Genomic DNA, 13,141 nt, shown 5'->3' on the forward strand with positions numbered 1-13,141 from the left:
GCGCGACGTGTTGCCGAGCCCTTGAGAGGGATGCAACGCCGGAAATCGGCGTCTAATGAGACATGTGAATTGGGAAGGCAAGTGAACACTCTAATAGGGAAATCCACCACTCGTGAATTTCACTATTGTTGTTTTCGTCCCAAGCCCACCATTGACCATGCTTTTCATCAACCCCGCTGTGATCTTATTCAGCCAGGATCGCTTCAAACGCGGGCCCGCAGTGCTCGCGCTCAACATATCCACCCGGCAAGAATCATCCCTCAGAACGTCGCCTCTGCTGTTCTGCACGCTCTGCTTGATCAGAAACATCTTTCATCCCAAATCCTGACTGACGGTCGCCATATGATCATGTCTCGCCCGACGCCACCAGAGACCATCACGTCGATTAATGCGACAATGACAGTCTTGCCCGCTTTCGAATTGGCAGGATGGACAACAGCAACTTTTTGCGCGGAAGAGGGGAAGCCGTTAAACCCGGATCACTTCCATTTCCGGTCCGCTTCAATCGGGATGCTTTGGTCGCCAACCATCATCGGATGGTTCGGCCATGTGCCGATATTCGTTGATTTACAATAGGTTGTTACGGCCTTTTAAGCCGCCGGCCACTGGTTTGAACTCAGTCGGGATCGCCTACGAAACCGACCATCCGCCATCGACCAGCAAGTTCAATCCCGTGATAAGGGAAGCCGCCGGCGACGCCAGGAAGACGACAGCACCCACGACATCATCGGTTTCCCCGATCCGGCCCAAGGGAATATGTCCGAGCGTTCTGTCACGGAAATCTTTATCGGCCAGCGCGGGTTTCGTTCCATCGGTCCAGATGAATGTCGGTGCAACGGTGTTGACCGTGATACCATACTGCGCCCACTCGCCAGCAAGACAGCGCATCAGATGATTTATGGCGGCCTTGCTCATACAATAGATTGCCTCCCCACGCAGCGTCACCGTGCCGGCTTGGGAGCTTATGCTTATGATGCGTCCGGCTTTTTGTGCAATCATTTGCCGGGCAACGGTCTGGGTCATCAGAAATGTGCCCTTGATGTTGACCTGCAGTATCTCGTCAACGTCAGCCTCTGCCACGCGCTCAGCGAGATCGCCGGGGGCGACGCCGACATTGTTCACCAGAACGTCAATTCGCCCAAAATGCTCAATCGCCTTGGCGACGGATGTTTCAATTTCGCCCCGATTCGAGATATCGAGCCGGACAGGAAGGGCTTTCCTGCCCATTCCTTCTATTTCCGCAATCAACGCCGTGGATGCAGCAATGTCACGCAGGCCGAGAACGATATCGGAACCTGCGGCGGCGCATGCGAGGGCGCAGGCCCTGCCAATGCCGCGTGAGGCACCAGTGACCAATGTCACTTTTCCTGTGAGACCAAAATCCGGTGCGTGTTTGTGCAGACCTTCCACGGTATCCTCCGCAATCGCAAGACAGGCTCGTCTGGAGCTTCCCACATCAAGCCCCAGAGTTTTTCGCCGCGCTGGCTCTTGTCGCGGGGCCGGTGTCAAGATGATGAGGTTTCGCAATAGCTTCGATCAAGCACCGCCAGCAGCGCAAGTACGTTACGGTTACACGCCAGGACATCGGCAATTCTGTATGTGCGCATTCGTGTTTCGATGGAGACCTGCCAATGGCGCATTTTTAACACCAGCGGAGTTGCTGGAATATTCGCCCAAGGAAGGGGCTTGAAGTGGAATCTAATTTTCAGTTTTGCGTGGAATGGGAATGTCTATTCGTTGCCTAAATATTGTGCGAGCTGCTATTGATTTCATCAGACATTTCACTTGCGCGTAAGACAACGCAATCGCAGCCAGACATTCGAACGGGTTTATGCATCGATGCTTTTGAGCTTCCTACGGCGCCTCATGCCCAACGTAGCGCCGATCAGCAAGACAGAGCGCATGCGGGCTTGTCTTGGCGCACTCGTAGGGATTCTCCTGACAGGTGTGATCAGCAAGCTGGCGCTTGGTCCGGATGTCAGTCTGCCACTGCTTATTGCTCCCATGGGCGCGTCGGCAGTGCTCCTTTTCGCGGCTCCGACAAGTCCGCTGGCACAACCTTGGTCAATCGTCGGGGGTAACATTGTGTCGGCGTTCATTGGAGTGACGTTCGCCCTGTTCGTTCCCGACCCTATCATCGCCTCGGCGCTTGCGGTGTCCGCGGCAATTGGGTTGATGCTCGCTCTCGGCTGCCTGCATCCACCGAGCGGTGCCGTCGCGCTGACGGCGGTATTGGGCGGGCCGGTCGTTCATGCTGAAGGCTATGCCTTTGTTCTTTGGCCAGTCGGTCTCAATTCGTTGCTTCTGCTGGCGGCGGCATTGTTGTTCAATAATTTGACGGGCCGCCGCTATCCTCATCTCTTGCCAGCGCCACAGGTCAATGTCCACGGTACGGCCGATCCGGTTCCAACCGAGCGGATTGGATTTGTGCCAAGCGATTTGCAGGATGTACTCGCGCAATACGACGAGATCGTAAACGTAAGCCCGGACGAACTTGATACCTTGCTGCATCAGGCGCAGATACGCGCCTATGAACGACGGTCCGGCGAGATCACCTGTTCGCATATCATGTCCAGAGATGTGGCGACTGTTCGCCCGGCGACGCCTCTGCGGGAGGCGTGGAAACTCCTGATCAATCACCGGATTAAAGCTCTGCCCGTCACCGCAGAGGATGGCGAATTGGTTGGTATTGTCACCCAGACGGACTTTATGCGCGCCTCGCTTCTGGCGGAAGACGGCCGGCTTCATCTCGGCTGGCGGGTGCGGGTAGGAAACAAGCTGCGCCTGGCGCGTCAATCGAAGCATGTCGTGGCCGACATAATGACGCGCCGGGTGCAATCAGCGCTGCCTGAAACCATGATCGCCAAACTTGTGCCCCCGATGGCCGATATGGGGCTGCATCATATGCCGGTGGTGGACGCAAATAATCGGGTTGTTGGCATCGTCACACAGTCCGACCTGATCGCTGCATTGTTCCGGGGGGCGAGCGAGCAACCGGATAACCCGCAGGCGGCCTCCGAAGACACTCGCGCGGCTTAGATAAAGCACCTTTGCATGGGCAGGTCATCGAGCTTGCCGATCGTCGATCAGCGTCAGTGGTCAAACTGATATTCACCCAATCAAACACGAACTTCGCTGTGCTCCGTCTCGTCAGGATCGTTGACAAGGAGGGCAGCGTAGGCGAGCCAGCAGTAGAACAAGATCACCAGCAGGATGATTATCCAGCCTGGTACTGCCCCAAATGCGGCGTTGCCGATGATCTCATGAAGCGATCGGGCCACATCGAGCCCTACCCCCTCATCCTGCAACTTGGGTGTGGATATTTTCAGCACCCAGGCCAAAAGCAGAATGAGGAACATCCACAGGTAGTTGCGCCGCAGTCGGCGCGACATCGCAGCGCGTATGGAGATCAAGAATTGCGGCTTACGCAAATCTTGACCAAGCAGACGCGTCCAGCTGTTGTCTGCCGCGGGGAGAGGGGCAAGGATCTGGGCAAAATAGTACTTTTCCAGTCGTCGCACCCGTCCACGGTATACGTCGAAGAAGCGATAGCGCCGCGCCTCGATAAGAAGCAGAAGTTGCACCAGCACCATGGCGAAGAGGAGCACGCCGTGATGAGATGTGGGCGTCGACAGCGATAGCGACAGCATCGCTGCAACGCCGGTAATTGCCCAGTTGGTTGTTCGGTCGATCCGGTCGCGCCAGCCCGCCATCCGGCCCATCTCGGCGCGGTGGAAATGCGCCAATACCGTGATGTACTCGGCCGTGGTTGCTGGAAACGGCGGCGTTGATGATTTCACCGTTGTGTCGCTGCCCAGTTGTTGTTCGTGAACCTCGTCCATGTCCGCCTCCCGTCCGTATCCTCCCTCCTGTTCCAGCTTTGTTCCTGTGCCCGTGGCGTGTCAAGGCCGGTGAGACTTGGCCGGAAATCTCAGGATGAACTGGTCGCGCAACGCTGGTCTCCAGCAACGGCTGGAGCCTGAGGGGGATCGCCGGTCGCCCGGCCAGGCTTTAACGGAAAACCGTCTGCGCCTGCAGGCTTCTGTTAAGCCTTGACCGTTTTGTGGCCCGATGTCTCTACAATGGAAATACGAAAGTAGACAGGTTCCAGCGGTCGTTCTTGCTCGCGAATGACCGTCTTCACGTAACCGGGCTGCCACCATTCGGCTGACCTGCTCAGGAGCTCGTGGGCGCTGTTTCTCTCTCCCGCATGTTCAGGAGAATTTGTCAGTTCTTCAAACCTTCCTGTTACAACCACACTTTTCCATTCGTTGGTACCATCGATCTCGTCAAATTCCACGCAGACCTTGGGATTTTCCCTCATCCATTCAATTTTCTGCCCCAGCGTTGTAAATGAATAGAGATAAACGCGATTGTAGACGAAGCGTAGCGGGACAACGTACGGCTGGTTGTTGCTTGCGCATGCCAATCGTCCAATGCTTGCCCGTTCAAGCATTTGCCGAACTTCCTGTTTGGTCATCTCGTGAATAATCATGCTGTGCCCCGTTTGGCGTCATTGGACTCAACTGGCCGCCTCGCATGGAGGATGGGTGGAGACTGCCTGCCGCCCGATGATAGTTCATGCAAGATTGTGCGCAAGGTGTGCTTAGACACGCTCTGAAATCAGCGTGACCGCGGGAAATTCCCGCAAGCCCTCCACGAGCGGAAACTTGCTGCCTAAAATCTGCACATTTCCGGTGATGACATGGCGAAATTCTTTGCCGGCGAGTGCATCGGGTATCTGCAGGAAAGTGTCTTCCCATTCAGGCAGCGGTAGAACCGGCCTGTTGAACGGTTTCAACATGTCGAAACACAGCCTGGGGACGGCGACCACAGCGTATTGTTGCTGGAATTGGCGATAGAACGCCACGATATGATCGGCCTGTTTGCCCGTTGCTGTGAGAGGCGTGTAGTCACCTTCTGCAAACAGTTCGGCTCTTTCCTGGCGAACCTGCAGGTGGGACTTTACGATCTGTTGCTTCACACAGCCGGAGTCCCAGTCTTCCAGAAGCAAATTCAGCGGCGATTGATCGGCATAGGCAAGCTGATCCTTCAAATCCTGGAAGTTGACGGGGCGTCGTTTCAGGGATGGAGAGATCGACAAGTCCCACGTTTCAGCACCGCTATGGACCACCGGAATTCCTGGAGCCGTAAGCTTCAAAACGGTTTGAGAAAAACTGTTCAGCGCACCAGTCAGCCAAAATGGCTTCATCGTTTCCACAAACTCGGAAAGGAAGACTTTATCCATGAAGATGCGGTCGACATAATTCAGGACCGCCTGTTCGTAGGGCTTGTTGACGCCCGTCCAGAACGACTGTTTCTCCGATTCTCGAATCGCCCGCTCCACGAATGCAATCAGATCCTCGCGGACTGAAGTCATGCCGGCGTCATCGTCAATACGCAATGAAACTGGCCAGATTGCCGCCAGAGTTTGATAGATCAGCCATTCGGTCCTTGGGTCGGGAACGATCATGTCTTCAATCGTCGCCAGATTGCCAGCGTGGTGCCGCCGCCAACGATCGACCGCTCCTGCCCAAACATCTGAGGCCTCTGAAAGGGCCAGCAGACGCATCCGTGCGTCTTCTCCAAACTTCGTTGCGTAAGAAAATGATGTCGCGAGCATACCGGACGGAACTTTGACCGCTCTCTCGATCATCTTTTGATGAAAGGCGCCAATCGGATCAGCCGTGGCGCCCGCATTCAACATCAATTCGTCAAGGGCAATCGGACCACGCGCATACCGGTACGACTTCTGTATGGCTTGCGCCATTACGGCGGCAGTTAACTGCTGGAAGCGAACTGTAAATGATCTCGCCGCTTCGGGGCTGGAGGCCGTTTCCTCTGAACTCATGATGCGAAGAATAAATGCGAGTGTCTCGCGCTCGTTGGCCGGTTGCCCGTCGCGATCGGAAATTTGCTTCGCCGCGGATTGGAGTGTGTCGAGATAGAATGGGGAAAACGTGCCATCCTTGGAGTAGGTGCGGTATATCGGCAATTCTGCGACGAGTTCTGCGACTGCGCGGCGCAACAGCAACTCGTCGGCGTGAGGCGGTTCCAATTCAGTCAATCTTTGAGCCAGTTTATCGAGTTCGTCTGCGAATGAGCTGTGCAGAATAGTGGCTTTCGCATACCGGTAGTCGCCGGGAAACTCAGTGCTGGTTTCCAGTTCTGACTGGTACATTTGCTGCAGCTTGGCGAGTCCGCCATGGTCGATGAAAAGATCCGCGACGGTGGAGATGAATTCATAGCCCGCAGTGCCGTTCACGTTCCAATCGTCCATGTATTTTTCGCCGTCCAGCAAGATCTTGTCAGTGACCACGAATGTGTCGTCACCGGCCTGGAGCCGCAGCTGCCTGGTGTATCCTGCCGGATCCGCCAGTTCGTCGATGCCATTGACTCTGAATCCCCGGATCTGGGTCTCATCCAACAATGCCAGCGCTAACTTGTGGTAATCAGCGAAAACGTCCTTATCTTCAATCCGCACACCCACAGTGCGTTTCGAATCGGCAGAGTGCCGGTAGCTGATGGCTTCGGCAGCGCCCTTGGCGACCCCCAATCGCCAATTCTGCAAACACATCAGCTCTGTCAGCCGGTCCGCATCACTGGAAATATCGTTCAGGCCCGCCGCTATCTCGAGCCGCTCGGTGACATCGGCATCGTCAAGTTCTCTCAATACGTCAGAGTGAAAATCGCCCGGCGCAGCGGGAGTTGCATCGTTCGCCGTTTCGATCAGGGCTTTGGCAGCCTTGTTGGCGATGCCCTCAAGTGCTTTGCGGTAACTGGATGGCGTCAGGGGATAGAACTGGCCTCCATAAGAAACACCGAGACTCGCATGTTCCCGTTCGAATGCCAGCTGAAATTTTCCGGCCTCTATTTCCTCGCCAATCGGGCGATCCAGTACTGGAAGTGTAATTGGCCTTGTCCAATCGATGTCAAAATGGTTGGCGTACCTTGCGCTGCCGCCCCATTCCAGCACATCAAACCACCATGCATTCTCATGCGATGCAGGCATATGGTTGGGATTCAGATCGACAATAAGATGCATGTCTGCTCTTGCGAGCTCGGAATTCAGCTCGGCGAAACCGCTCTCGGCACCCATTTGCAGGTCAAGTCCTGTCGGAACAGTTGCTGTCAGGTCACTCTCACCAAGCTGGACGGACTGGAACGGAGAGGACACGCTGAGGGCATCGATCCCAAGCGCCTTCAGATATGAAATCGCATCAGTAGTCTCTTTGAATGTCGTGTCAGTGTGCAACTGGATCTCGATAGGCTGAATTGGGGATATACATGCTTCCACTCAGTTGTTTGTTTCAGAATCTCACAGGAAATCTCACAGGAGTTAATGCCGGGAACTTGGCACGTTCCAGTTTTGGCGCGACGGCCCGGCGGATCGCGGAGCGTCTGTTTGCACCGATCGAAGCGCAGCAAGATATTCGTCCTGCCACAGCTGTGCGTCATGGTCGGAAATCTGGCTGATAAGATTGCCGTATCGCGTTCTGCGTTCTTCCATGGGCATTATTGCCGCTCTTCTTATGGCTTGTGCCACTTCATTTGTATCGTAGGGATTGACGATGAGCGCATCCTCCAACTCCTCCGCGGCACCGGCAAATTTTGACAATATGAGTATCCCCGGATCTTCGGCGTCCTGGGCGGCGATGTATTCCTTTGCCACCAGGTTCATGCCGTCGCGTAGCGGAGTGATGAGACCGATGAGACTGCATCGAAACAACAACGCCAGTTTTTCTCGAGGGATGTTCCGGTTGATGTATTGTATCGGCGCCCAGTTGAAGTCCGCATATTTGCCATTGACTGCGCCGGTCAATTGCTCCAGTTCCGCACGAATATCGGCATAGGCCGTGACATCCTCACGCGAGGGCGAAGCGATCTGCAGATACTCTGCGCGACCCAGATATTCGGGATAGGAATCCAGGAATTTTCTGAACGCCTTCATACGTTGAGGAAGTCCCTTGGAGTAATCGAGGCGATCTGCCGAGATAACCTGGAAGCGCTTGAGGCGGCTGCGCCGCGTGCGCTCAAATTCTATCCCGTCATCGCTCTCGTGCGACATGGCGGAGAACCGGCCCGCGTCGATGCCGATCGGAAAATTGCCAATGCTGATCATGCGGCCCTTCCATTTTATCAGATTTGGCGAAAGAAATTTGGCTTCGGAGTGCTCCTTCAGATATCGGCAAAAATTTTGGACGTCATTCTTGGTCTGAAAGCCGATCAGGTCGTACTGCAACAGGCATTCTCGCAGCCATCCGTGACGCGGCACTGCCGAAAACACATCAACGGAAGGAAAGGGAATGTGCAGGAAGAAGCCAATTCGGTGCGCGCTTCCCTGCCGCCGCAATTCCGAAGCGAGTGGAATGAGGTGATAATCATGCACCCAGATCAGATCATCGTTGCGCAAATGCGGGAGAATCGTATCGGCAAATTTCCGGTTCACCGCCGCATAGCATTTGGCGAACTCGGTCCGGTAATCCATGAGGTCCAGACGATAGTGGAAGGAGGGCCAAAGCACCTTGTTGGCAAAGCCGAGGTAATAATTCTCATGCTCTTGAACTGACAATGATACTGTCAGGGAGGTCACGTTCTCATATGTTTCCAACTGCGCGTTTGATGCATCTGCATCGTCGGCAACTTCACCACTCCATCCAACCCACATCCCGCCGCTGCTCTTGAGAGCGTCGACGATGCCGACGGCAAGGCCCCCGGTTTGTGTTTTCCTTCCCAAATCGCCAGTGCGATTTGAGACTACAACCAGGCGTCCCATTTCAAATTCCTTAGTTTTCATCGAGTAGGGTCTAACTTCCCGATTGGGCTTTTGTTCCGATCAAATTTTCACAAGGGATTGATTGGTCGTGCGCAAGGGGCAACAATTCGCTCGAGTATGCTGAGCGAGTGATGGGAAACAATGAACAAAATCAATGAGCCGCTGCCAACCGAACTCAACTCCTCGGCGTTGTTCCTGGATATTGATGGCACGTTGATCGATATTGCCGAAACACCCAGCGAAGTGATCGTGCCACCTGGGCTGCCTGACCAGCTCGCTGCAATTTCGTTGCGCATGGGTGGCGCACTGGCACTTGTCAGCGGCCGCTCGATACGTTCCATCGATGAACTCTTCGACCCGTATCGATTTCCGGCAGCCGGGTTGCACGGAACGGAAATACGACACGAGAGAAACGGTGAAATCGATCGCAGCGCTGTCGATAAGAACGCGCTCGACGGCGCACGGCGGGAACTGGGCGGCCTTGCGAGGAAATGGCCTGGTATGATTGTGGAGGACAAGGGAATTGCTATCGCCGTCCACTACCGGCAGGCACCGGAAGCCCGTCCAGACGTCGATCACCTTGTTGAGACAGTTCTGACGCAACTTGGCCAGGGCTGGGCGCGGCAGGATGGAAAGATGGTCGTCGAGATTCATCCGGGCGCATCCAGCAAGGGCACTGCCATTGCAAGATTGATGGCCGTTGCGCCGTTCAAGGGGCGCAGGCCTATCGCCGTAGGGGATGATCTTACCGACGAGAAGATGTTCGAATTTGTCAATATGACGGCCGGCAGATCGATCAGGGTCGGGACGCTGGCGCACGCAAGCGTGGCGAGATCCAGCGTGGATTCTGCAAATTCCATTCGGCGTTGGATTTCGCAACTCGCTCAATCGCGCCCCGATTGAGCAATCGATATCAGCCGGGGTTTCCACGATTCTGTTTCTATGGCGGCATTGACGTCCATCATCCGAATAGTCTGTTGAGCAACCCGTTTCGCCGCTTCGCGAATGGGAAATGAGGTCATGGTCATTCGCGGCAGTATGTTTTTTGGGCTGAGATAGGGAACGCCATTGTCTTGCGTGACGACCGCAATCCTTTCTTGTTTACCCAGCTCGCGGATCGCTCGACCTCCCCCAATCGCACTGAGCAGTGAACCATAGACAAAGGCCGTCGGCGGTGAGGCCTGCCTGAGCAGGCGCAGCGTGTGCTCATATCCCGTATAGTCGCAGAACGTGTCGTTTATTATGCACGGCGGCAGCTCGAATTGGTCGAAGGCCCGCCGGATGCCTGCCATTCGCTCTTCCGCAAAGGCAAATTGCACGGGGCCTTCGATAGCCGCAATCTTTTCATGTCCACGCTCGAACAGAAATGCAGTGGATCGAAATGCGGCGTCCCTGTGGTCGATATCAACCCACGTATGGGCGACGGGCGTGCGCGACTTGCCATAGACGACAAATGGAAAATTGGCGTCGGCCAAGAAGCGGACTCTGCTATCAACGGGGGCGGGGTAGCAAATTATGATAGCGTCCGCCCGCCGGCTTTCAATGATATTGCGGCAGGTTTCCAAGCTTTCATCCCGGGAGGATTGAACCAGCAAAATGTCTTGTCCGGCCGGAGCGAGGACTTCCGCGATACCCACAAGAAACTCGATGGTATCCGGGTCGAGATAAGACGTGGACTCTTTGGGCACCATGACCGCAATTGCGCCGATCTCACCAACAGCTAGTCCCCTCGCGATGATATTCGGCTGGTATCCCACCTGGTCCGCAACCCGCTTGACACGGGCGCGAGTATCATCGCTGACCTCCGGATAGTTATTCAAGGCTCGGCTAACGGTGGTCAGGGAAAGTCCCAGTTCGCGTGCCAGATCTTTTAGCTTCATTCAGTTTCAGGCTCTGTTTCTGGGCTCATCGCTCTCAGATCGAGAACGACAAAAAGAAGCCGCTGCGCGAAACAGCGGCTTCTTTGTCAGAGGCGATCATTTCGCCGGTGTTTCCGGTGCGGCTGGAGCTGTGGTTGCGCCTGTCTTCATGGGATCGGCGACACCGTCGGTAAAATTGGCCGATCTTTCGAATGCAGGCGCGGCGCTCAACTGATCTTTTGTCGTGTTCAGGACCAGCCAGCTATTGCCGTCACTCCGCGTGGACAGCTTGAGCTGATTGGGAGCAACCGCGACATCCTTTTCGCCGACACCAAGGAAACCGCCGACGCCAATCACAGCTGCCTGAACCATACCGTCAGGCCCTATGACGAGGTCGTTGAGCTTTCCTATTGTCTCCGCATTGTCCCCGTCACCGTTATAGACCGGCTTCCCAATGAATCCGGAAGCTAGGATCTGCCCTTCCAATGCCTTGGTGAGAGCGGCGGCATCCTGCGCTGCCGCAGGTGTTCCCGCAGCTGGCTTGAACAGCTCCTTATTCGTGACGGTTAGCGGTACAGTATTTTCGGCGGGTGCCGGAGCAGTCTGGCTCAACGCTGTGCCCGACATGAAGGCCACACATGCGGCGGCCGCAATGAGTTTCTTCATCATCTTGCGTACTCCTTTTCGTTGACGCCGAGAGTTTTCATGATCTTGCTTGAAGACTCTCACTCCCTGACTGAACAAAGAAGCAGGCTGTAGGTTCCCAAGAACGCGAAAAAATTCAGGAAAATGGCATCTTTTCACCACCGTCCCCAGCATGACCCTCGCTCTTAAGCAACCGCATTTCAGGCGGGCCGTCTTTCCTCTGCCAGCATTGAAGCAAATTGAAATGCGCGAGATGACTGCTCAAGTGAGCGACACTGAGAAAGTGCGTTGGTTGCGTATTGGGGGCCGGGAACACGCAATCCATTCGAGGTACTGCACATTCCCGGAATCCCTTGATTATCGCGCCAAATATACGACCTTGCGATCCCTTTTTGAAACGATGATGGGCTGCTTGTCGACGTAAACGTAGGCATAATCCGGACTGTCGGGGATCTCTACCAGATCCACATCTTCCGGAATGACGGTGCCGACCGCAACATCGCCCTCGATGACGACAGGGTCTGACGGATGAGCGATCACATACTCCCGTGCAGGTTGCGGAACTTCGACTATCACCGTGTCTTGCGCAAAGGTGTACCCTGCGCCTGCCATCATCATTGCTGCGGTTAAGAGAAGTATCCGTTTCATGGTTCTTCCTCCTGTGGTTGACGCCTCCTCCAGCATCCCAAACTGATGATATGTTCATTTTGTTCCAGATATTGCGGCTTGGTGGGGCGGCTGGTCTTGCACGGGGGGCAAAGTCTGCGCCATCAATCAGCGGTCCCAGTAGGCCGGATTTCCAAACGCATTCTGCAGATGGCCGGCAAAAGCCCTCAGCTTGGCAGAGGGCATGCGTCCCCTCCGGATGGGCGACGTAGATGTATTCCACCTCGGCCTCTAGCCCAACATTGATCACTTGCAGCTGACCAGACCTGATCGCAGCGCCGGCGATGAAGGTGGGCAACAGCGCAATTCCGAGACCCGCAATAGCAGCGTCCCGCATCATGTCGCCATTGTTGACGTTGAGCCCTGTTCGTCCACGTACCAGAGTGGCGCCGTTTGCCGTGGCAAAGCTCCAGTCGGCGACACCGCGGTTGGCGTAGAATATCCCTTTGTGGCGGTCGAGCTCGTCGATCGAGACCGGGCTGCCATTCAGGTCGAGATAGGCAGGCGAAGCGACCAGAACGCGGTGGCTCGACGCGAGACGCCAGGTCATCAGCCGTGAATCGGCGATGGCACCATGGCGGACGACAGCATCATAGCCGCCAGCGGCCACATCGACGCGGCGGTCGTCGAGATCGAGTGTTAGTTCTATTTCGGGGTGGGCAAGAAGAAACGGATAGAGGGCAGGGCCCAGGTGCATGCGTCCGAATGTGACAGGCGCAGAGATCCGCAGAGGTCCGACCAGCTTGCCACGGCGCTCGCCCATATCGGCGGCCGCTTCCTCGACATCGCGTGTGATCCGCCATGCGCGTTTGAGAAATGCCGCCCCATCTTCAGTCAGGGTAAGCTTGCGCGTTGTCCGATGCAGCAGGATTGCTCCGATTTGCCTCTCCAGCTCGGCAAGCCGCTCGCTGACGACGGATTTCGACAGACGCAGGCGTCGGGCAGCCTCGCTGATTGACCCGGCTTCTGCCACGGCCACAAAGGTGTAAATTCCCTCAAGCTTCATCATTGTTCGAATATTCCGGATAGGGGCTGGTAAACCATCAGGCTAACCCGAACATCCTGCAAGCACCATACCGTCCCGTAAAATCACATCGCGGCAATCGGTCTCGTCAAACCCGGAGCGTGGCCCTGTTCGCCATTGATTTGCCGCAGGTTAAGGCGGTAATGAGGGGTGTTGATCCCCAGATGCGGA

General features: G+C 55.6%; 11 protein-coding genes and 1 pseudogene. 3 read left to right on the forward strand and 9 right to left on the reverse strand.

The annotated features are described in order from the left end of the window. The first annotated feature begins 81 nt into the window (after nt 1-81). Nucleotides 82-576, forward strand: a complete 495-nt coding sequence (locus tag N8E89_RS14030; RefSeq protein ID WP_162707242.1) for a hypothetical protein — start codon at nt 82-84, stop codon at nt 574-576. A gap of 54 nt (nt 577-630) precedes the next feature. On the opposite strand, the gene N8E89_RS14035 is transcribed toward N8E89_RS14030, so the two are convergent. Further along, nucleotides 631-1,401 carry an SDR family NAD(P)-dependent oxidoreductase gene (locus N8E89_RS14035; RefSeq protein WP_112760668.1) on the reverse strand — a complete coding sequence of 257 codons (771 nt, stop codon included), beginning with the start codon at nt 1,399-1,401 and terminating at the stop codon, nt 631-633. 438 nt (nt 1,402-1,839) lie between these two features. Between N8E89_RS14035 and N8E89_RS14040 the strand changes: the two genes are divergently transcribed. After that, nucleotides 1,840-3,039, forward strand: a complete 1,200-nt coding sequence (locus N8E89_RS14040; protein WP_262261911.1) for an HPP family protein — start codon at nt 1,840-1,842, stop codon at nt 3,037-3,039. Between the two features lie 80 nt (nt 3,040-3,119). Here the strand turns inward: N8E89_RS14040 and N8E89_RS14045 are convergent, their stop codons facing one another. The 4 genes from N8E89_RS14045 to N8E89_RS14060 all read right to left on the reverse strand — a co-directional run bounded on the left by N8E89_RS14045 (nt 3,120) and on the right by N8E89_RS14060 (nt 8,776). Next, nucleotides 3,120-3,842, reverse strand: coding sequence for a DUF2270 domain-containing protein (locus N8E89_RS14045; protein WP_112760663.1), 723 nt, complete (start codon nt 3,840-3,842; stop codon nt 3,120-3,122). A gap of 203 nt (nt 3,843-4,045) precedes the next feature. After that, a complete protein-coding gene (locus N8E89_RS14050; protein ID WP_112760662.1) occupies nt 4,046-4,495 on the reverse strand; it encodes a pyridoxamine 5'-phosphate oxidase family protein in 450 nt (149 codons plus the stop codon). Between the two features lie 111 nt (nt 4,496-4,606). After that, nucleotides 4,607-7,255, reverse strand: a complete 2,649-nt coding sequence (gene treY / locus N8E89_RS14055) for a malto-oligosyltrehalose synthase (RefSeq protein WP_262260265.1) — start codon at nt 7,253-7,255, stop codon at nt 4,607-4,609. A gap of 84 nt (nt 7,256-7,339) precedes the next feature. Continuing rightward, a complete protein-coding gene (locus N8E89_RS14060) occupies nt 7,340-8,776 on the reverse strand; it encodes an alpha,alpha-trehalose-phosphate synthase (UDP-forming) (protein ID WP_112760660.1) in 1,437 nt (478 codons plus the stop codon). A 141-nt stretch (nt 8,777-8,917) separates the two neighbouring features. Between N8E89_RS14060 and otsB the strand changes: the two genes are divergently transcribed. Continuing rightward, complete coding sequence (gene otsB / locus N8E89_RS14065; protein WP_106664857.1) at nt 8,918-9,679, forward strand: trehalose-phosphatase; 762 nt, start codon at nt 8,918-8,920, stop codon at nt 9,677-9,679. On the opposite strand, the gene N8E89_RS14070 is transcribed toward otsB, so the two are convergent. From N8E89_RS14070 to N8E89_RS14085, 4 genes and pseudogenes are all read right to left on the reverse strand, one after another. Beyond that, complete coding sequence (locus N8E89_RS14070) at nt 9,661-10,656, reverse strand: LacI family DNA-binding transcriptional regulator (RefSeq protein WP_112760658.1); 996 nt, start codon at nt 10,654-10,656, stop codon at nt 9,661-9,663. The two genes, otsB and N8E89_RS14070, sit on opposite strands and share 19 nt — an antisense overlap. A gap of 96 nt (nt 10,657-10,752) precedes the next feature. Next, nucleotides 10,753-11,304 carry a PRC-barrel domain-containing protein gene (locus N8E89_RS14075; RefSeq protein WP_113174651.1) on the reverse strand — a complete coding sequence of 184 codons (552 nt, stop codon included), beginning with the start codon at nt 11,302-11,304 and terminating at the stop codon, nt 10,753-10,755. A gap of 333 nt (nt 11,305-11,637) precedes the next feature. Next, entirely contained in the window at nt 11,638-11,964 is a 327-nt protein-coding gene (locus N8E89_RS14080) for a DUF1236 domain-containing protein (RefSeq protein ID WP_315975651.1), read from the reverse strand. Between the two features lie 90 nt (nt 11,965-12,054). Further along, nucleotides 12,055-12,955: pseudogene (locus tag N8E89_RS14085) on the reverse strand (LysR family transcriptional regulator). Between the last annotated feature and the right edge of the window lie 186 nt (nt 12,956-13,141).

This window comes from Phyllobacterium sp. A18/5-2, from assembly GCF_025452215.1.
Classification (GTDB): Bacteria; Pseudomonadota; Alphaproteobacteria; order Rhizobiales; family Rhizobiaceae; genus Phyllobacterium; species Phyllobacterium sophorae.